The 20,001-nt window shown below is 71.2% G+C and carries 16 protein-coding genes; 8 read left to right on the top strand and 8 right to left on the bottom strand.

All coding sequences use genetic code 11. The features are described 5' to 3' along the window. Positions 1-4: 4 nt before the first annotated feature. On the top strand, positions 5-2,212 hold the full coding sequence (locus tag KZ829_RS19935) for a Calx-beta domain-containing protein (protein ID WP_220145447.1): 2,208 nt from the start codon (positions 5-7) through the stop codon (positions 2,210-2,212). A 66-nt stretch (positions 2,213-2,278) separates the two neighbouring features. On the opposite strand, the gene KZ829_RS19930 is transcribed toward KZ829_RS19935, so the two are convergent. From KZ829_RS19930 to KZ829_RS19920, 3 genes are read right to left on the bottom strand one after another with little or no spacing between them, the layout of a single operon-like run. Continuing rightward, positions 2,279-4,249 (bottom strand): ABC transporter ATP-binding protein, encoded by a 1,971-nt coding sequence (locus KZ829_RS19930; RefSeq protein ID WP_246635956.1) that lies wholly within the window; start codon positions 4,247-4,249, stop codon positions 2,279-2,281. Continuing rightward, positions 4,246-5,985 carry an ABC transporter ATP-binding protein gene (locus KZ829_RS19925; RefSeq protein WP_220145446.1) on the bottom strand — a complete coding sequence of 580 codons (1,740 nt, stop codon included), beginning with the start codon at positions 5,983-5,985 and terminating at the stop codon, positions 4,246-4,248. The genes KZ829_RS19930 and KZ829_RS19925 overlap by 4 nt, the downstream gene beginning before the upstream one ends. Then, a complete protein-coding gene (locus KZ829_RS19920; RefSeq protein WP_220145445.1) occupies positions 5,979-6,593 on the bottom strand; it encodes a TetR/AcrR family transcriptional regulator in 615 nt (204 codons plus the stop codon). The genes KZ829_RS19925 and KZ829_RS19920 overlap by 7 nt, the downstream gene beginning before the upstream one ends. An 88-nt stretch (positions 6,594-6,681) precedes the next feature. Between KZ829_RS19920 and KZ829_RS19915 the strand changes: the two genes are divergently transcribed. Then, complete coding sequence (locus tag KZ829_RS19915) at positions 6,682-8,352, top strand: sulfatase-like hydrolase/transferase (protein WP_220145444.1); 1,671 nt, start codon at positions 6,682-6,684, stop codon at positions 8,350-8,352. 167 nt (positions 8,353-8,519) lie between these two features. Here the strand turns inward: KZ829_RS19915 and KZ829_RS19910 are convergent, their stop codons facing one another. Next, positions 8,520-9,491: an Acg family FMN-binding oxidoreductase gene (locus KZ829_RS19910; RefSeq protein WP_220145443.1), complete on the bottom strand. Its 972-nt coding sequence runs from the start codon at positions 9,489-9,491 to the stop codon at positions 8,520-8,522. A gap of 60 nt (positions 9,492-9,551) precedes the next feature. Between KZ829_RS19910 and KZ829_RS19905 the strand changes: the two genes are divergently transcribed. Together KZ829_RS19905 and KZ829_RS19900 are read left to right on the top strand one after the other, a co-directional pair. Further along, entirely contained in the window at positions 9,552-10,091 is a 540-nt protein-coding gene (locus tag KZ829_RS19905) for a GNAT family N-acetyltransferase (protein ID WP_220145442.1), read from the top strand. Positions 10,092-10,101: 10 nt separating this feature from the next. Then, a complete protein-coding gene (locus KZ829_RS19900; RefSeq protein WP_220145441.1) occupies positions 10,102-10,779 on the top strand; it encodes an adenosylcobinamide amidohydrolase in 678 nt (225 codons plus the stop codon). Here KZ829_RS19900 and KZ829_RS19895 read toward each other — a convergent pair. Next, entirely contained in the window at positions 10,768-11,202 is a 435-nt protein-coding gene (locus KZ829_RS19895; protein WP_220145440.1) for a hypothetical protein, read from the bottom strand. The two genes, KZ829_RS19900 and KZ829_RS19895, sit on opposite strands and share 12 nt — an antisense overlap. Positions 11,203-11,329: 127 nt before the next feature. Here KZ829_RS19895 and KZ829_RS19890 point away from each other — a divergent pair, with 127 nt between their 5' ends. The 4 genes from KZ829_RS19890 (at position 11,330) to KZ829_RS19875 (ending at position 16,172) form a co-directional block, all read left to right on the top strand. Next, the gene (locus tag KZ829_RS19890) at positions 11,330-12,307 is read left to right on the top strand and encodes a class I SAM-dependent methyltransferase (protein WP_220145439.1); all 978 of its coding nucleotides are present in this window, start codon (positions 11,330-11,332) and stop codon (positions 12,305-12,307) included. A 160-nt stretch (positions 12,308-12,467) separates the two neighbouring features. After that, positions 12,468-12,977, top strand: a complete 510-nt coding sequence (locus KZ829_RS19885) for an FBP domain-containing protein (protein ID WP_220145438.1) — start codon at positions 12,468-12,470, stop codon at positions 12,975-12,977. Positions 12,978-13,047: 70 nt separating this feature from the next. Beyond that, the gene (locus KZ829_RS19880) at positions 13,048-14,703 is read left to right on the top strand and encodes an NAD(P)/FAD-dependent oxidoreductase (RefSeq protein ID WP_220145437.1); all 1,656 of its coding nucleotides are present in this window, start codon (positions 13,048-13,050) and stop codon (positions 14,701-14,703) included. Positions 14,704-14,705: 2 nt separating this feature from the next. Continuing rightward, entirely contained in the window at positions 14,706-16,172 is a 1,467-nt protein-coding gene (locus KZ829_RS19875) for an ATP-binding protein (RefSeq protein ID WP_220145436.1), read from the top strand. 46 nt (positions 16,173-16,218) lie between these two features. Here KZ829_RS19875 and KZ829_RS19870 read toward each other — a convergent pair whose 3' ends face one another. The 3 genes from KZ829_RS19870 to KZ829_RS19860 form a co-directional block, all read right to left on the bottom strand. Further along, the gene (locus KZ829_RS19870; RefSeq protein ID WP_308285582.1) at positions 16,219-17,799 is read right to left on the bottom strand and encodes a glucuronyl esterase domain-containing protein; all 1,581 of its coding nucleotides are present in this window, start codon (positions 17,797-17,799) and stop codon (positions 16,219-16,221) included. Positions 17,800-17,963: 164 nt separating this feature from the next. Beyond that, on the bottom strand, positions 17,964-18,611 hold the full coding sequence (locus tag KZ829_RS19865) for a hypothetical protein (protein ID WP_220145435.1): 648 nt from the start codon (positions 18,609-18,611) through the stop codon (positions 17,964-17,966). 32 nt (positions 18,612-18,643) lie between these two features. Then, positions 18,644-19,957, bottom strand: coding sequence for an MFS transporter (locus tag KZ829_RS19860; RefSeq protein ID WP_220145434.1), 1,314 nt, complete (start codon positions 19,955-19,957; stop codon positions 18,644-18,646). Positions 19,958-20,001 lie beyond the last annotated feature (44 nt).

Genomic DNA, 20,001 nt, shown 5'->3' with positions numbered 1-20,001 from the left:
AGACATGCGCTACCGACAAGCCCATGCGGCCAAGAGCGGCTCGGTTCCGTTCGTGCTGCGTGGCCCGAAATCCCTGCGAGGGGCCCTGTTGGCCGCCGTCGCGACCGCCATCGGCTTCGTGGGGGCAGCGCCGGCCTCGGCCGACGCCCTGCCGACCCTGTCGATCGGGCCCGCGAACGTGTCAGTGGCAGAGGGCAGCAACGCCACATTCACGGTGACGGCGAGTGGTGCCGCCTCTGCGGTGCCGATCACGGTCAAGTGGAACGTCGTCGACGTGACCCCGGCGGCCGGTCATGCCGCGGCCACCCAGGCCGGCACGAACGCCGACCTCACCGCGCCCTTGTCAGGTACGGCGATCATCGCCGCCAATACGACATCGATAACTATCGATGTAGCGACCGCGACTGACACGCTCTTCGAGGATCCCGAGGACTTCGCCGTCGAGATCTCCGAGCCGACGAACGCGACCCTGGGAACGCCGACCAAGGCCACCGCCACCATCACCGACGACGAGACCGCGCCGACGGTGGCCATCACGCCGACCGCGGTCACCGAGGGGAATTCCGGCACCCGGCAGCAGACGTTCACCGCCACGCTGAGCGGCGCGGCCGGCAAGACGGTCAAGGCCGACTGGAGTACCGTGTCCGGCGGCGCCGGCACGCCCGGAATCGGTGACGCCGTTCTGGGGAGGGACTTCGTCGGGGCGAACGGGACACTGACGTTCCCGGCCGGCACGACCACTCAGACCTTCACGGTCGACATCATCGGCGACACCATCGACGAGGGCCCGGCCCCGCGTGTCGATGCCACGGACGGGGAGGTCTTCGAGATCGTCGTCGCGCCGGTCGCCGGCGAGAACCCGGCCTCGGTGGTCGGCGGCTCGACCACGATCACCATCACCGATGACGACGCCCTGCCGACGGTCGCCTTCGACAACCTGGCGGTGCCCGAGGGTAGTGACGCCGCAGCGGTCCTGCTGCCGATCAAGCTCAGCAACGGCAGCGACCACCCGATCCAGTTCACCCTCGCCCCGGACGCCGGTGCGACGAACGCCTCGGACACCGCTGCCGGGGTGATCGGCGACAACGACTTCGCCCACCTCGGCACGGCGGCGACGATCGGGCCGGAGATGACCAGCGGTTACGCTGCCGTCCTGGTCAACGGCGACGGGGTGAACGAGCCCGACGAGACCGTGGGCCTGACGGTGACCCCGGACGCGGGTGACGATGGTGCGACCTGGCTCGCGGCGGCGGCGGCCGGGGCGGACCCGGCCACGCTGACGCTCAAGAACGATGACAAGGCACCCGACCTGAAGATCCAGAACGCCAGCGGTGCGGAGGGCGAGACCGTCGACGTGCTCGGCACGATCTCTGGTATCTCGCAGACGCCCGCCAGCCTGACCCTCACCTTCACGGGTGCCGCGCGCGACAACAACCGCGGGGCCAGCGCCTCGGACTTCACGGCCCCGAGCAGCACGGCGGTCACCATCCCGGCGGGCACCCTGCCCGGCACCGAACTGCCGGTGCCGCCGCTCCAGCTCAAGCTCTACGACGACACCGAAGCGGAGCCGGGCGAGACCATCGTCGTCTCCGGCACCGGCACCGGCGCCACGGTGACCGATGGTGTGATCACCATCAAGGCCAACGACGGTTACCAGCCGGCGAAGCCGACCATCGCCGCGTCGTCGACGAAGATCGACGGCCCGGGACCGGTCAAGATCAGCGGCAAGGTCGGCGCGAACGAGACCGTCCAGCTCTGGGGCGCGCCGGTGGCGGCCACCAAGCAGCCGCTGAAGCAACTCGCCACGGCCACGGCGGACAGCACCGGCGCCTACACCTTCAGCCGGACGATCAGCACGGGTCAACGCTTCCAGACGAAGTCGCAGGAGGGGGTGACCTCCAACGAGGTCACCGTCAGGGTCATGCAGGACCCGGCCTTCACCGCGACCTCCGGTGCCAAGGGCAAGGTGAGCCTGAAGGTCACCGCTGACCCCAAGCTCTCCGGCAGCAGTGTGGTCGTCGAGAAGTACAGCGGCGGCAAGTGGGCGAGCACCAACTGGAAGGGCAGCACGAACGCCAGCGGTGTCTGGTCGTCCACCGTGTCGGCGAAGGCCGGCTCCAAGTGGACCCTGCGCGCCCGGGTCGGCGGCAACGCGGCGGTCGGTGTGGACGCCGGTTACAGCGCCACCAAGAAGGTCACCGTCAAGAAGTGACGATCGACCGGTAGACGAGACGGGGGCGGCCGGCCGGCCGCCCCCGTTCCGTCTGTTCCGTGAAGGTCAGTCCACCTCGGCCACGGCCTGGGCGAACTGGGCCGAGTAGAGGCGGGCGTACGCCCCGTCGGCCGCGAGCAGGGACTCGTGGTCGCCCTGTTCGACGATCGTGCCGTTCTCCATCACCAGGATCACGTCGGCGTCGCGGATGGTGGAGAGGCGGTGCGCGATGACGAAGCTGGTCCGGCCGGTACGCAGCGTCGCCATCGCCCGCTGGATCAGCACCTCGGTGCGCGTGTCCACCGAACTGGTCGCCTCGTCGAGGATCAGGATGCTCGGCTCGGCGAGGAACGCCCGCGCGATGGTGACCAGCTGCTTCTGGCCGGCGCTGACGTTCGACCCCTCCTCGTCGATCTTCGTGTCGTAGCCCTCGGGCAGCATCCGCACGAATCCGTCGACGTGGGCGGCCTCGGCGGCCTGGTGGACGGCGGCCATGTCGAAGTCAGCGGCGCCGTACCCGATGTTGTCGGCGATGCTGCCGCCGAACAGCCAGGTGTCCTGGAGGACCATCCCGATCTGCGACCGCAACTGCTCGCGGGGCATGGTGGCGATGTCCACCCCGTCCAGCGTGATCCGCCCACCGGTCACGTCGTAGAACCGCATCAGCAGGTTGACCAGTGTGGTCTTGCCGGCGCCGGTGGGCCCGACGATCGCCACGGTCTGCCCGGGCTCGACGCTCAACGACAGGTTCTCGATGAGCGGCTTCTCCGGCAGGTAGCGGAACGACACGTTCTCGAACGTGATCCGCCCCTGCACGGGTGGAATATCCGAAAACGCCGGCTCCGGGGACTGCTCCGCGGCGTCGAGCAGGGCGAACACCCGCTCGGCCGAGGCCACCCCGGACTGTACGAGGTTCGCCATGCTGGCCACCTGGGTGAGCGGCTGGCTGAACTGGCGGCTGTACTGGATGAACGCCTGCACCTCGCCGAGGGTCAGGGTGCCGGACGCCACCCGCAGACCACCGACGACCGCCACCAGCACGTAGTTGACGTTGCTGATGAACATCATGGCGGGCTGGATCAGGCCGGAGATGAACTGGGCGCGGAAGCTCGACGCGTACAGATGATCGTTGTGGGTCTTGAAGGTCGCCGCCGCCTCGTCCTGCCGGCCGAAGACCTTGACCAGCGTGTGCCCGGTGAACATCTCCTCGATGTGCCCGTTGAGCCGGCCGGTGGTCTTCCACTGGGCGACGAACTGGGGCTGCGACCGCTTGCCGATCACGGTGGTCAGCCAGATCGACACCGGCACCGTGACCAGGGCGATCAGCGCCAGCAGAGGCGAGATCCAGAACATCATCCCGAGTACGCCGACGATCGTCAGCAGTGCCGTGACCAGCTGGGCGAACGTCTGCTGGAGGGTCTGCGCGATGTTGTCGGTGTCGTTGGTGGCGCGGCTCAGCACCTCACCGCGCGGCTGCTTGTCGAAATAGGACAGCGGCAGCCGGCCCAGTTTCTCCTCCACCTGCTGGCGTAGGTCGTAGACGGCGGCCTGTACGGCACGGGTGGTGAGCCGGCCCTGCAGCACGCCGAAGACCCAGGCGAAGACGTAGATGATCGCCACCCACATCAACACCTCGGCCAGCCGGTCGAAGTCGATGCCCTTGCCGGGTATCGCGTCGACGCCGGAGAGCAGGTCGGCCTGTGCGTTCTGCCCGGTGGCGCGCAGCTGCTCGATGGCCTGCTCCCGGGTGACGCCGGGCGGCAGGTTCTGGCCGAGCGTCTTGCCGATCACGCCTTCGAAGATCACGTCGGTGGCGTGCCCGAGCAGGTAGGGGCCGAGCACCGACAGGAAGACGCCGACCGCGCCGAACGCCAGTGCGCCGGCCACGACCACGCGTTGTGGCTTGAGCAGGCGGAGCAGGCGTTTGGTGGACCCCTTGAAGTCCTCCAACTTCTCGGGCGGCCCACCGGCCATCATCATCCGAGCAGCCGGCGGGCCACCCGGAATAGGGCCGCGACGCTGGGGAGCCTCGCTCATCGGGTGCTCGCCTCCTCCACGGTCAACTGCGAAAGAACGATTTCGCGGTACGTCGGACTCGTGTCCATGAGTTCCTCGTGGGTTCCGGTGCCGACCACCTGGCCGTCGTCGAGCACGATGATCCGGTCGGCGTCGCGGATCGTGCTGACCCGCTGCGCCACGATGATCACGGTGGCGTCCGTGATGTGCTCGGTGAGCGCCGCCCGCAGGGCCGCGTCGGTGGCGTAGTCGAGTGCCGAGAAGGAGTCGTCGAACAGGTAGATCTCCGGGCGGTGCACCAGGGTGCGGGCGATCGCGAGCCGCTGCCGCTGCCCGCCGGAGACGTTGGTGCCGCCCTGTGCGATCGGGGCGTCGAGCTGCCCTTCCATCGACTCCACGAACGGGCGGGCCTGGGCGATCTCGAGGGCCTCCCAGAGCTGTTCGTCGGTGGCGTCCGGGTTGCCGTAGCGCAGGTTGGACGCGATCGTGCCGGTGAACAGGTACGGCCGTTGCGGGACCAGGCCGATCACCGACGACAGCAGCGCCGGGTCGATCTCCCGGACGTCCACGCCGTCGACCAGGACCTGGCCCTCGGTGGCGTCGAAGAGCCGGGGGACCAGGTTGAGCAGGGTGGTCTTGCCGCTGCCGGTGCTGCCGATGATCGCGGTCACCTCGCCGGGGTGCGCGCTCAGGCGGACCCCGGAGAGGACACCCGCCTCGGCGCCCGGATAGCGGAAGCCGACGTCCCGGAGCTCGAGCTCGCCGTGCCGCGACAGCGTGGTGACCGGCGCCGTGGGCGCCGCCACGCTGGACGCGGTGCTCAGCACCTCGTCGATCCGCTCCGCGCAGACCTCGGCACGCGGCACCATCATGAACATGAAGGTGGCCATCATGATCGAGAAGAGGATCTGCATGAGGTAGCTGATGAACGCGGTGAGCTCGCCGACCTCCATGCCGCCCGAGTCGATCCGGTGACCGCCGTACCAGAGCACCGCGACGCTGGACAGGTTCACGATCAGCAGGACGGTCGGGAACATCAGCGCCATGATCCGGCCGACCCGCAGCGACACGTCGGTGAGGTCGGCGTTGGCGAGGCCGTAGCGCTCCCGCTCGTGGTCGTCCCGGACGAACGCGCGGATCACCCGGATGCCGGTGATCTGCTCGCGCATCACCTGGTTGACCCGGTCGAGGCGCTCCTGCATGGACCGGAAGAGCGGCCGCATCCGCATGATGATCAGGCCGATCACGATGATCAGCAGCGGCACGATGGCCAGCAGCAGCGAGGAGAGCGGCACGTCCAACCGCAGCGCCAGCACGATGCCGCCGACGCACATGATCGGCGCCGAGACCATCAGCGTGAAGGTGAGCAGGACCAGCATCTGGATCTGCTGGACGTCGTTGGTGATCCGGGTGATCAGCGAGGGCGCGCCGAACTGGCCCACCTCCCGTGCCGAGAAGCCCTGCACCCGGTCGAAGATCGAGGCGCGCAGGTCACGGCCGACGGCCATCGCCGTCCGGGCGCCGAAGAACACCGCCACGCCCTGAGCGGCGATCTGCAGCAGGGTGATGCCGATCATTCCGGCGCCGACCCGCATGACGTAGCCGGTGTCGCCCTTGATCACGCCGTTGTCGATGATGTCCGCGTTGAGCGCGGGCAGGTAGAGCGTCGCGATCGTCTGGAGGAACTGGAAGAGCACCACCAGGGTGATGTCTCTCCGGTACGGCGCTAAATGTACTTTCAGTATCTTGATCAGCACTTCTCGTGCTCCGTTTCCCTCAACTGGATGCCGTCGAGCAGGAGGGACGCCAGGTCGGCGCCGCTGAATTCGCCCGGCTCGCCGAAGGGGCCGAAGGCGTTGGCCCCGCAGTGCAGCAGGAGCAGCCGGGCCGCCCGCTCGGGGGTGACCCGCAACCGTGCCGCGTCGGGGGTGAAGACGCCGACGACCGCGTCGTGCAACTGTTGCCGCGACGCGGCCATCCGGGCCTGCGCCTCCGGGTCCGGCGCGTTCGTGAAGATGAGCTTCCGGGCCTCGTTCATCAACTGCGCGTTCTCGGTGAACCGGCTGTGCACCAGCTCGGCCGCGGCGGCGACCCGGCCCCGCAGCGGGGTTGCCGGGTCGACCGCGGCGAGCGCGTCGAGGGTCGGCTGCGGGTCCAGCGCCTTGACCACCGAGCAGATCACGAGCTGGCTCTTGCTCTCGAAGACGCCGAAGATGGTGCCCTCGGCCACCCCGGCGGCATGGGCGATCTGCCGGGTGCTCACCTCCAGGCCGTGCTCGTGCAGCAGCGGGATGGTCGCCTCGATGAGGGCGGCCCGCCGTTCCTCCGGCGCCATGGCCGGGACGCGTCTTCGCCGGGAATCCATGGCGGCCAGAGTAATGAGCGAGCGCTCACTCATCCAGTGATTTAACCCGCGTCGAACCGGACCCGGGGGCCTGGCGTATGAAGAGAACGTGAGCCCAACGAAGCCGTACCGGCGGATCATCCGGCACCTGACCACGGGATTCGCCGCCGTGCTGGTGTTCCTGGCGCTGATCGTGCCGGACCAGATCTTCCGGCTGCCGCCCGGCAACTCGGTCTTCACCGCGCTCCTGCGAGTTCCGGTCGAGGCGCTGATCGCCGGGGCACTCCTGCTCCTGCTTCCGGATCGGGGGCGCCTCGGCCGGGCCCGCCGCCCGCTCGCCGCCGGGCTCGGCGTCACCCTCGGGCTGCTGACCGTGGTCAAGATGATCGACATCGGCTTCTTCGCGGTGCTGGCCCGCCGCTTCGACCCGGCCCTCGACTGGATCCTGTTCGACGACGGCTACACCGTGCTGGCCGACTCGATCGGCCGGGGCGCCACCATCGCCGTCGCGATCGGCCTGGTGCTCCTCTCGATCGGGCTGGTGGCCACCATGACCTGGGCGGTGCTGCGGCTGAGCGGCATCCTCCAGAACCACCGCGCCTGGGCCTGGCGGGGCCTGGGCGCGGTGGGCGCCGCCTGGATCACCCTGACCGCGATGAGCTTCCAGCTGATCGGCGGCATCCCGGTCGCCTCGCACACCGCCGCCGACCTGGCCGCGCACACCGCGCTCGCGCTGCCCAACGACCTGGCCGACCGGAAACGGTTCGCCGGGGAGGTGAAGGTGGACGCCTACGCGGACCGGCCGGCCGACAGCATGCTGACCGCCCTGCGCGACAAGGACGTGATCCTCTCGTTCGTGGAGAGCTACGGCCGCAACGCGCTGGAGGACCCCCGCTACAACACGGCCGTGCTGAACAGCCTCGCGGCCAACAGCGAGAAGCTGGCGGCGGCCGGATTCGCCGCACGCACCGGCTGGCTCACCTCGTCCACCGCGGGCGGCGGCAGCTGGCTGGCCCACTCCACCTTCCAGTCCGGGCTGTGGATCGACAACGAGCGCCGCTACCGCAGCCTGGTCGCCACCGACCGGCTCACCCTCACCCGGGCCTTCCGCGACGCCGGGCACCGGACCGTCGGCATCGAGCCCGGGCACACCTTCGCCTGGCCGGAGGGCGACTTCTACGGATACCAGCAGCTCTACGACTCACGGAACGTCGGCTATCAGGGCCCCTCGTTCAGCTGGTCCCGGATGCCCGACCAGTACGTGCTCTCCGCCTTCAACCGGCTGGAGTACTCCCGTACCGACCGGGGCCGGATGTTCGCCGAGATCACCCTGACCTCCAGCCACACCCCGTGGACGCCGGTGCCCGGCATGCTCGACTGGGACGCGATCGGCGACGGCACCGTCTACGGCCCGTCGGCGGCCGCCGCGCCGAGCCCGGAGAGCCTGTGGAAGGACGAGAGCCGGGTCCGTACCGAGTACGCCCGCTCGATCGCCTACTCGATCGACACCCTGCTCGGCTTCCTCACCGAGTACGCCGACGACGACACCGTCATGATCTTCCTGGGTGACCATCCGCCGGCCCCGCTCGTCGCCGGGACCAGCGGCAACCGCGACGTCCCGGTCACCATCGTCGCCAAGGACCCGAAGGTTCTCGACCGGATCGCCTCCTGGGGCTGGGAGGACGGCATCAAACCCGGCCCGGCCGCCCCGATCTGGCGGATGGACACCTTCCGGGACCGTTTCCTGGCCGCCTTCGGACCCGAGGGCGACCCCCACTGACCACTCCTCCCGCCCTGAACCGGCCGGTTCCCCCTCGGGGGAGCCGGCCGGTTCGCTCAGCCTGACCGGGCGGCTGGCGCCGCACGGTCCGACCCGGGCGGCTGGCGCCGCACGGGTCACTGGGTCAGGCTGAGTCTGACCCGGCGGCTAGCGCCGCCCGGTCAGGCTCAGCCGGGCACGATGTCGATGATCTGGCCGGCCGGCAGCCGGGGCGTCCTCGGGGGTGCCGAATGCGCCGGGTCCAGGGTCCCCAGCCGCATCGCGAGGTAGGGGAAACCGGCGTCGCCGAGCATCCGGCGCAGCGTCCGCCGGGTGTACGCGATCTCCACCGGGCCGCTCAACGGCAGCAGGCTGACCGCCTGTTCGGTCGCGGCCAGCCACAGCGCGCTCAGTGCCTCCCCGGCGCGCAGCCAGTCCTCCGGGGCGTCGCCGTCGCCGTACAGCACCGCGTACGTCGCCGCCCGGTCGCGCCCGTCACCGGCCGCCAGGGTGCCCCTCGTCCCGAAGTCACGCTCGGCGACCGTGGTGAGCGGCACCTCCTCGGGCAGCGCCGAGGCCGGGATCCCGGTCCCCTCGGCGCGTTCGCCGCCCACCCAGGCCGCGGTCTCCGCCACCAGCCGGCCGTCGGCGGACTCCGCGTGCTGCGCCCGGTCCACCGCCACGGCCAGCGCGATCACCTGGTCGCGGCCGAGCACGTGCAGCCGGCTCCCGGCCTCCTCGGTGACCTTCACGAGGTGGCGCAGCGTGTCCTCGGGCACCCGCTCGTCGGTCACCGTCCGCCGGTCGGTCCGCCGGACCTGGAGCATCTGGAAGTGCCGGGTCGCCTCCGGTCGCGCCGGCACCTGCCGGACCGGCCGGATGACCGCCAGCGGCTCGTCGGCCGCATACTCCACGTCGTGGCTCCAGCCCTCGGCGTCCAGCGCCACCCGGGCGTGATGCAGCGCTGTTCCGCAGCTCAGCAGCAGCATCCGGCCGGAGGGGTCCTGTTCGTGCAACTGGCGCTCGGCCACTCCGTAGAGTTCCAGGGCGCCGTCCCGGACCACCCAGCGCCAGGGCTGCGTGTTGTGGATCGACGGGGCGAACCGGGCGGCGTCCGCCGCCTGCACCAGCGCCCGCTTGACCTCGTCGGCGTGTCTCATACCTCCATCGTGATTGCCCCGGTCGGCCGCCGGTACGGGCTTTGGGCCTACGCTGCCCCCGTGTTCTCGATCGAACTCACCGAAGACGCCGAACTGCGCCCCCTCGAACCCTGGCAGGCCGCCGAGTTCCTCGCCCACATGGACCGGGCCCGGGCCACGGTCGACCCGTGGATTCCGTGGGCCAGCGTCAGCACCGACCTGGCCAGCGCGACCGCCACCCTCCAGCGGTACGCCGACAACACCGCCCGCGACACCCAGCGGCTGTACGGCATCTGGCTCGACGGGACGCTGGTCGGCGGCACCATGTTCGTGGCCTTCGACGCCAGGAGCGGCAACTGCGAGGTCGGCTGCTGGCTGGAACCGGCCGCCACCGGGCGCGGGCTGATCACCCGGGCGGTCCGCGTGCTGATCGACTGGGCCATCAAGACCCGCGGCATGCACCGGGTCGAGTGGCACTGCAACCCGGCCAACACCGACAGCTCCAACGTGGCCCGCCGTCTCGGGATGACACGGGAGGCGCTGCTACGGCAGTCGTACCCCTGGCAGGGCGTCCGCAACGACACCGAGATCTGGGCGGTCCTCGCCACCGAGTGGGCATAGGGTGGAGAGGATGTTCGCGGAACCGTCCCTCACCCATCGCCAGGAGGACGGCCTGGACGTGCCGATGCTGCTCTGGCGCTTCCCGCAGCCGGTGCTCGCCGCCTCCAGCGCGGTCCTCGGCGGCGGCACCGGGCCGCGTGAGTGGTTGATCAACGCGTCCGTCGCGATGTCCTACGCCCGGCCCGACCCGGACGTGCACCTGGCCGGTCTGGCCGCCGGCCTCGGGCTCACCGGACCCGGCATCGGCCTGCTCACCGGCGTCGACGTGACCGACGTGGTGGCCGCTGACGACGACGGCGTGCAGGTCCACGCGACCGTCGGCCTGGGCGCCCCGATCCAGGCGGCCGACCCCGAGGCGACCGGCTTCGGCCACCGGCCCGGCACGATCAACATCGTCGTCTGGGTGCCGCAGCGGCTCGCCGACGGCGCCCTGATCAACGCGGTCGCCACGGCCACCGAGGCGAAGGTTCAGGCGCTCGCCGAACTCGGGCTGGCCGCCACCGGCACGTCCACCGACGCGGTCTGCGTGCTCTGCCCGCTGGACGGGCCGCCGGCCGCCTATGGTGGCCCGCGTTCCCGGTGGGGCGCGCCACTGGCCCGCGCCGTGCACCGCGCGGTCCTCGACGGCGGCGCCACCAATCTCGCCACCGGCCGCTCCTGGTCGGGCCGGGTCGAGTCACGGACGTAGGACGCCGCTGTCGATCAGGATCCGCCGGCCCTCGCCGTCGCGGAGGAACTCCACGAACGCGGCGGCCTCCGCGCCGGCCCCGTCCACGAGCACGACCCGTAGCTGCCCGATGGTCTCGACCTCGCCGACGGTCACGGCGACCGGCTCGTCGGTCACCACGACCTCGGCCGATTCGTCCTCGCCCGGCGCCACCAGCACCTCGATGCCCGGATTCCGTTCCTCGAAGCCCTGCTCGACCGCCGGAAAGTCCTCCGCCAGCGACTTCGCCACGGCCACCCGCAGTTCGACCAGGCCGGCCTGCGGCCCGCTGCCCGGATCCACCGGCCCGGCCGGCCCCGACCCGTCGTTCGACCCGGATCCGACCCCCGCGCAGCCACTCGCGGCCAGTAGCACGGCGACCAGCGCGCCCATCAGTATTCGCATGCGGTGTTTGACTGCCGGAAATGCGGGGACGTTCCGTACGGCGACATAGTGCGATGACAAACTGTCACAAAAAGTACAGCCGTTCTGCCGTTGCATCCGTCACACCGGCACCGGCATGCTGAGGAGCGTGCCGGAACGCATCGCCGAAGTCACCGCCCTGCTCGCCGAGGTGCTGGCGCCGCGTGCCCCGCTCACCGTGATCGTCGACGGCGGCGATCCCGGCGCCGCGGCCGCGTTCGCCGCCCGCCTGGCCGCCGCCTTCCCGTCCACCGCCCGCGCCTGGAACGTCGACGCCGTCCTCGGCCTGACCGGCCCCGGCCGCGGCATGTTCGACTCCGCGCTCAACGTCCTCGAACCGGCCACCGACCAGGTCCTGGTCTTCCTCCGCGGCGGCCCCCGCCACCGGTTCGCCGAGGGCGACGGCGAGCGCCGCGCCCAGGTGGTGATCGACCACCGCGACCCGGACTGGCCGGTGATCCGCCACCTGCACCCCGACCTGGCCGACCCCGACCGGTGGTACCTGTCGGAGAGCCAGGCCTTCTTCGCCGCCCGCGCCGCCGGCTGGGACGCCAAGTTCGGCGACGACATGCCCCGCTACGCCGAGGCCGTCCGCCTGGCCGGCGTCCGCCCCGGCCACGTCGTGCTGGACGTGGGCTGCGGCACCGGCCGGGCGTTGCCGGCGCTGTCCGCGGCCGCCGGGCCCACCGGCCGGGTGCTGGGCCTCGACTTCACCGCCGGCATGCTGGAGGCCGCCCGTAGGGCCGGCCGCGACGACGACGCCACCCTGGTCCTGGCCGACGCCCGCCGCCTGCCGGTCGCGGCCGCCTCCACCGACGTGATCTTCGCGGCCGGCCTGGTCCACCACCTCCCGGACCCGCTGGCCGGCCTGGCCGAGCTGGCCCGCGTCACCCGCCCCGGCGGCGTCCTGACGATCTTCCATCCCACCGGCCGCGCCCAGCTGGCCGCCCGCCACGGCCGCACCCTCCGCCCCGGCGAACCCATGAGCGAGGAGTGCCTCGGCCCCCTGCTCTCCGGTTCCGGCTGGCGCCTGCGCAGCTACGAGGACGTCCCGGACCGCTTCCTGGCCCTGGCCGACCGCCTCTGACCCGGCCGGACCACCGATCTACGCCCGGCGGGCGCGGCACAGGCTTGACCCGGCAGGGACTCGCGGGGCTCGGCGGAACTGCCGGGATTCGGCGGGGGCGGCGCAGCCCGTACCGGAAATGGGGTGAGGCGAAGCCTGGCGTTGGGTTAGCTTCGCGGGCATGTTGGCACTCGGGGAGAGGGAGATTCGCAGCTCCTTCGTGAATTGCAGCAAGGGCGAGGCGAGCCGGATCAAGATGCCGCCGGGGTTGTCGGACGGCAGCATCCCCTGGAACGACCTGGACTTTCTCGGCTGGACCGATCCGGGGGCGCCGATGCGTGCGCTGCTCGTGGTGCCGGGGCAGGACGGGCCGACCGGGATCGTGCTGCGCCGGCCGGAGGCGATGCGGGCCAGTGCGACGCGGTCGAGCATGTGCCGGGTCTGTCTGACCGATCACGCCGCGTCGGGTGTGTCGCTGTTCGTGGCGCCGCTGGCCGGGGCGGCGGGGCGCAACGGCAACAGCGTGGGGGAGTACCTCTGTTCGGATCTGGCCTGTTCGCTTTATCTGCGAGGTAGGCGGCAGCCGAGGATGCGGCTGATCCGCCGGGAGGAGACGCTCACGCTGAGCGAGCGGATCGACCGGGCGATGGCCAACCTGGCCGCCTTCACCACGCGGGTGGCCGCCGGCTGACGGTCACCTGAGTACCGCCGGGCATGGAAGGCTGTTGGGAGCCGCTGAACACGAGAGCTGAGGACCACACATGGGCCAAGCCGCGATCCTCACGGTCGACGACGACCCGTCGGTGTCCCGCGCCATCGCGCGCGACCTGCGCCGCCGCTACGGCGACCGGTACCGGATCGTCCGCGCGTCGTCCGGCGCCGAGGCGCTCGAGGTGCTGCGTGAGCTGAAGCTGCGCGGCGGCCGGGTGGCGGTGATGCTGGCCGACTACCGGATGCCGCAGATGAACGGCATCGAGTTCCTCGAGGAGGCGATGGACCTCTTCCCGTTCGCCCGGCGGGCACTGCTCACGGCGTACGCGGACACCGACGCCGCGATCCAGGCGATCAACGTGGTGGACGTCGACCACTACCTGCTCAAGCCGTGGGATCCGCCGGAGGAGAAGCTCTACCCGGTGCTGGACTCGCTGCTCGACGCCTGGCAGGCGACCGGTGACCGGGAGCAGCCGGACATCCGGGTGGTCGGGCACCGGTGGAGTGAGCCGTCCTTCCAGATCCGTGACTTTCTGGCGCGCAACCTGGTGCCGTACCGGTATCTCGGCGCCGACGAGCCGGAGGGCCGCCGCCTGCTGGAGGCCGCGGAGGCCGGGCCGGAGGCGGTGCCGCTGGTGGTGACCGCGGACGGGCGGGCGCTGTCCCGGCCGACCGTGCAGGAGGTGGCGCGGGCGGCCGGCCTGTCCACCGACCCGGGCCGCGACTTCTACGACCTGATCATCGTGGGCGGTGGGCCGGCCGGGCTCGGCGCCGCGGTGTACGGCGGCTCCGAGGGCCTCAGGACGCTGCTGATCGAGCGGCAGGCGGTCGGCGGCCAGGCCGGGCAGAGCTCGCGGATCGAGAACTACCTCGGCTTCCCGGACGGCATCTCCGGCGCCCAGCTCACCGACCGGGCGCGCCGGCAGGCCGACAAGTTCGCGGCCGAGACGCTGACCACCCGGGAGGTGGTGGGGCTCCGGACGGACGGGTCCGCGCGGACCCTCACGTTCGCCGACGGCGGCGAGATCTCCGCGCACGCCGTGCTGCTCGCCACCGGGGTCTCGTACCGTCCGCTGCTGGCCGACGGGGTCGCCGGCCTGACCGGTTCGGGCGTGTTCTACGGGTCGGCGGCCACCGAGGGGCCGGCTTGCGCCGGCACCGACGTCTACATCGTCGGCGGCGCCAATTCGGCCGGTCAGGCCGCGTTGTTCTTCTCGAGGTACGCGCGCCGCGTCACCCTCCTGGTGCGCGGCGACTCGCTCGAGGCGTCCATGTCGTACTACCTGATCCAGCAGCTCGCCCAGGTGGAGAACATCGAGGTGCGGACCCGCTGCGAGGTGATCGGGGCACAGGGCGCGGGCCACCTCCAGGCGATCACCGTCTGCGACAGCAAGAACGGTACGAAGGCGACCGTCGAATGCGGATACCTGTTCGTGTTCATCGGCGCGGAACCCCGGACCGACTGGCTCGGCGACACGGTGCTGCGCGACGACCGGGGCTTCATCCGTACCGGGCCGGATCTGCTCGTCGGCGGGGAGCGTCCGCGGGGATGGGATCGCGACCGGGATCCGTTCTATCTGGAGAGCAGTGTTCCCGGCATCTTCGCCGCCGGCGACGTTCGAGCCAGCTCGGTGAAACGGGTGGCCTCGGCGGTCGGCGAGGGAGCGATGGCCGTCGCGCTGGTCCACCGCTACCTGGAGGCATAGCCATGTCCGACGTCGAGGAGATCCGGCTCGAGCCCTGCGAGCCGGGGGTTCTCACCCCGGCCGACCTGAGGACGCTGTTCCTGTTCGAGAAGCTGACCGAGGAGCAGCTCGGCTGGCTGGCCACGCACGGTTGCACCATGCGGGTTCCGGCGGGCGGCCTGGTGATTCGCGAGGGCGACCCGGCCGAGGCGTTCTTCGTGCTGCTCAGCGGCACGATCGCGCTGACCCGGCGGGTCGGTGAGGACGACGTCACCACGATCCGGACCGAGCAGCGCGGCGTCTACATGGGCGCCACCCAGGCGTACCTGCGTGACGACGGTGTGCCCCGCAACTACATGGCGTCGATGCGGGCGCTGTCCGACAGCGAGTTCTTCATGGTGTCGGCGGCCGACTTCGGGTGGCTCATGCGGGAGTGGTTCCCGATGGCGATCCACCTGCTCGAAGGCCTCGCGCTGGGGATGCGCAGCTCGCAGGCCGCGATCGGGGAGCGGCAGCGGCTGGCCGCCCTCGGCGCGCTCTCGGCCGGCCTCATGCACGAGCTGAACAATCCGGCGGCGGCCGCCGCCCGGGCCACCAGCGCGCTGCGCCAGCGGGTCGCCGCCATGCGGATGAAACTCGGCAAGCTGGCGGCCGGCAAGGTGGCCCCGGACCGGCTCACCGCGCTCCTGGAGTTGCAGGAGGAGGTGATCGAGCGGGCCGCCAAGTCACCCACGCTGACCGCGATGCAGACCGCCGACCTGGAGGACGCGCTCGGCGAGTGGATGGACGAGCGGAACATCACCGGCGGCTGGGACGTGGCCCCGGTCTTCGCCCAGGGCGGCATCGACACCGCGTGCCTCACCGAGCTGGAGTCCCGGCTCGCCTCGCCGGAGCTGCTCGACCAGGCGATCCACTGGATCGGTTACGCGCTGGAGACCGAGCAGCTGATGAGCGACATCGAGGACGCCACCGGCCGGGTGTCGTCGCTGGTGCAGTCGGCGAAACAGTACTCGCACCTGGACCGGGCCGCGCACCAGTGGATCGACGTGCACATCGGGCTGGAGAGCACGCTGGTCATGCTGGCCCACAAGATCGGCGACGGGGTCGAGGTGGTGAAGGAGTACGACCGGGAGCTGCCGCAGATCCCGGCCCACCCGGCCGAGCTGAACCAGGTGTGGACCAATCTGATCGACAACGCGGTCCAGGCCATGTCCGCTGCGGGCACGTTGACGATCCGGACGTTCCGGGAGGACGACCGGCTCGTGGTGTCGGTCGGGGACACCGGCCCCGGGATGCCGCCGGAGATCCGCAAGCGGGTCTTCGAGCCGTTCTTCACCACCAAGCCGGTCGGTGAGGGCACCGGGCTGGGCCTGGACATCTCGTACCGGATCGTGGTCAACGGGCACGGCGGCGACATCTCGGTGGAGTCGCGGCCGGGTGACACGAGGTTCCTGGTCCGGCTGCCGTTCGCCGAACCCGCGTCGTCGTGAGGGCACCCGGGGGCGGCCACCCCGTCGCGGCCGCCCCCGGCGCCCCTCAGGCGATCAGGCAGGAGATCGCCGGCCAGGTCCAGTTCCCGTTGTGCATCACGGTGAAGCCGAACGAGTTGCCGCTGCCGTTCGGCCGTGCGGTCAGCACCGTGTTGTTGCTGCTCAGGGTGGTCGCCGCGTTCCAGCTGTTCTGGAAGTACTGCGGGGACTGGGCGGTGACCGTGACGACCCAGTTGGTGCTGCCCGAGACGTTCACCGTGAGGTTGAAGCGGTCCGCCCACTGCTGTCCCTGCACGTAGCTGGTCGAGCAGGTGCCCGGCGCCGACGGCGAGGTGGACGGCGAGGTCGGCGGCGAGGTGGACGGCGAGGTCGGAGTGGTGCCGCCGCTGAGGTCGGGGGTCTGCCAGTCGCGCCACTCGGCCAGGTTTCCGGTCGCGCGGCTGGAGATCCGCATGACGCCCGTCTGGTTCCCGGTCTTCAGCAGGAACCTCTGGATGTTCTGCCGGAGCGGCTCACGCCACTCGGCCCGGTTGGCGCAATGGCTGCCGTCCTGTACGTCCGACCAGTACGTGATGTTCCCGCCCGCCCCGAGCGCCTTGTAGACCTCCGCCCCGGCGAGTGCGGCCACACTCGCCGACCGCGGACCGAGGTTGGCGATGTGCGGGTTGTCCATGATGAACAGCCCCCGCGGAGCGATCATGGCCACCGTCTCGTGGGTGTCCACCGGCAGCCGGGTGGGGCTGCCGGTGAACGAGCCGAACGCGTCACCGAGCCACGGCTGCTCCCCGTACGCGCTGCTCAGGCTCTGTGCGCCCTCGCCGGGGACGCCGCGGAGGATCGGCACGCCGGCGGTGCCCGACTCGATCGGCATGGTGAGGGCGATCCGCTGGTCGAACGCGCCGGTCACGAACGTGCCCTTGCCGAACCGCGAGCATCCGGTGACCCCGGTGGCGTCGCCGCGCAGGATCGAGCCGCCGGACTGCTCCAGCACGTCGATGATCCGGCTGACGCCCCACGCCCAGGCCACCAGCAGGCCGGTGGCGCTGTTCGAGCCGTGGACGCTGTAGAAGGCGCCCTGCTTGTTGGCCCGGCCGGTGCCCTCGCGGCCCACCGTGTACGGGTCATATTTGATCACCGCGGCGCCGGCGGCCTTGATGGTGGCGGTGTCCGCGCCGAATCCGCCGAGCACCACCACCGCGGGGAACGGCCCGGTGCCGCTGGGCAGCTCGACCCCGGCCGAGAAGGAGGCGCTGCGGCCGTTGTGGCTGACGTTCACCGTGATGTTCGACGCCGAGACGGTGCCGGTGACGCTCGACGGCCTGGCCGGCTTCTCGCCGTAGACGAACTTCTCGGCCAGCTTCTTGATCTCGTTACGCTGGCAGCGCCAGTCGGCCTGCGAGGTGATGCGGGTGCCGTTCAGCCGTTTGAACGGATCCGGCAGGCGGGTCACGGTGGGCAGCGAGCCGGCGTCCGGCAGCGCCGGGGCGGGGCAGCTCACGCCCTCGTCCTCGACTCCGGCCGCGGCGGCGCGGGACTCGGTCGCGGCGGTCGCGCCGACGGCCACGGCGAGGGCCGCCAGCAGGGCGATGGCCGTTCTCCTGAGCAATGGGGGCGGGGACGGGCGCACGGGTCCTCCTCGGGGAGCGGGGGATCCCGGCGCGGCCGTGGGGATGCGGCCGGCACCGGGGCTGACACTCATCGATGGGCTGAGTATTTGACCCCGGTGCGCGACTGTCAATAACTATCGGAAACGTAACGGTAGCAACATTCTTCTTAATGCCTGCTCAGACGCTATTCGGTTGATGGTTCGGTCGACTCCCTCTCCGGAGTCTCCGAAAGTTTCGGATCCTCGGTGGCGGGCGGAGTGGTCGCCGTGGGCTCGGCCGTCTCCGGAGGGGCGGACGGTGCGGGTGCCGTCTCCTCGGTGGCCGGCGTGGTCGGATCCGCCGACGGCGTCACGCCCGACGGCTCCTCTTCGGAGTCCTCGCTCACCGACTGGAACAGGATGGTCGGGGTGCCGGTGTCCCGCCCGTTCGTCACGTCCGCCGCCGATCGTCCCGCGAACAGCTCCGCGGTCGTCAGCGTGCCCATCCCCAGGGCGAAGAACGCGGCGGCCGCCAGCCCCACCCGCTTCCAGTGCACCCGGCGGTCGTTCTCCCCGGACGGAGCCTCGTCGGTGGCGGGCACGTCCGGGGTGCCGACCGCCGCCGGTGCGACCGTGAACGCCGTTTGTAGCCGTCTCGTCCCCCGGTCGATGAACCGGTGGTAGACCTCCGTGCCGATCGAGCTGATCAGGGCCGCCACCGCGGCTCCGATCAGGGTGCCGGCGACTCCCAGGAAGGAGCCGGCCACGGCGGCGGAGACGGCCGCGAGCGTGCCGGCGACGGTCTTCGGAATGTCGATACCGGACCAGAAGCGGCCCTGTGCCTGCTCGGACATGTCCTCCCGATCCTCTGCGCTGGACTCCCGGGTCAGCTCTTCGCCTTAACCCCTCGCTCCGCCGCCAAACCCCGACGCTCCGCCAGCACCGTCCACAGCGGGGGGACCACGATGCCCTCCCGGCGCCGGGCCAGCCGCCGGGTCCGCAGAATGCCTGCCACGCCCACGGCCGCCACCAGGAACTGCACCGACATCGCGACCTTGAAATCATCGATGTGATAGTCGTTACCGCCGCCGGTACGGGCGTCCAGGATCAGCCCGATCAACTGGATGGTGATCAGTGACGCCACGAAGCCGCCCACGTTCACCACCCCGGTCGCGGTGCCCAGCCGGCTCGGCGGGTTGAAGCTGCGCGCGAAGTCGAACCCGATCATCGAACCCGGCCCGCCCAGGCCCAGCGCCACCACGAGCAGCACCAGCACCGGCAGCGGCGCCCGCCCCGGCCATGCGATGACCAGCGCCCAGGCGCCCATGTTGGCGGCCACGATCCCGAGCACCAGCTGGGAGCGGCGCAGCGGGTGCCGCTGGGTCAGCAGGCCGAGCACCGGCCCGGCCGCCATGCCGGTCACCACGAAGACGGTCAGCAGCACGCCCGCGGTGGCCCGGCTCAGACCCTCCCCGGCGATCAGGAACGGCACACCCCACATCAGCGCGAACACCGTGCCGGTGAACTGGGTGGTGAAATGCGCCCACAGGCCCAGCCGGGTGCCCGGGTGCCGCCAGGAACTGCCCAGGTCGGTGCCGAGCCGCTGCCAGCTCATCGCGCCGCCGCTGCTGATCCGCCGCTCCGGGGTGTCCCGCAGCGCGATCAGCACCGCGACCGCCACGAACAGGCCGGTGGCGGCGGCGCCCAGGAAGCCGGTGGCCCAGCCCGCGCCGGCCAGCACGGCGGCCAGCGGCACGGCGGACAGCACCTGCCCGATCTGGCCCATGATCCCGGTGAGCTGGGTGAGCACCGGCACCCGCCGGGCCGGGAACCAGGCCGGCACCAGGCGCAGCACGCTGATGAAGGTCATCGCGTCCCCGGCGCCGACCAGCACCCGGGCGGTGATCGCGCCGCTCAGCCCGTCGGTGAACGCCATCAGGGTCTGCCCGGCGGCCATCACGAGCGCGCCGGACAGCACCAGCCTCAGTGATCCGAAACGGTCCAGCAGGAGCCCGACCGGGATCTGCAACCCGGCATAGACGAGCAACTGGACGACGGCGAAGACGGCCAGCGCGCCCGCGCCGACGCCGAAACGCTCCTGCGCGTCGAGCCCGGCCACCCCGATCGAGCTGCGGTGCAGGACGGCGACGATGTACGCGGCCAGCCCGGCGGCCCACACCGCCCAGGGACGCAGGGGCATGGAGAGCCTTCCGCCGGTCGGGGTAACGTGCCCTCCAACCCTTC

This window comes from Actinoplanes hulinensis (genome assembly GCF_019429605.1).
GTDB classification, from domain to species: Bacteria; Actinomycetota; Actinomycetes; order Mycobacteriales; family Micromonosporaceae; genus Actinoplanes; species Actinoplanes campanulatus.
Note: the sequence above shows the minus strand (reverse complement) of the source record. Positions and strands in the feature narration are given on the sequence as shown.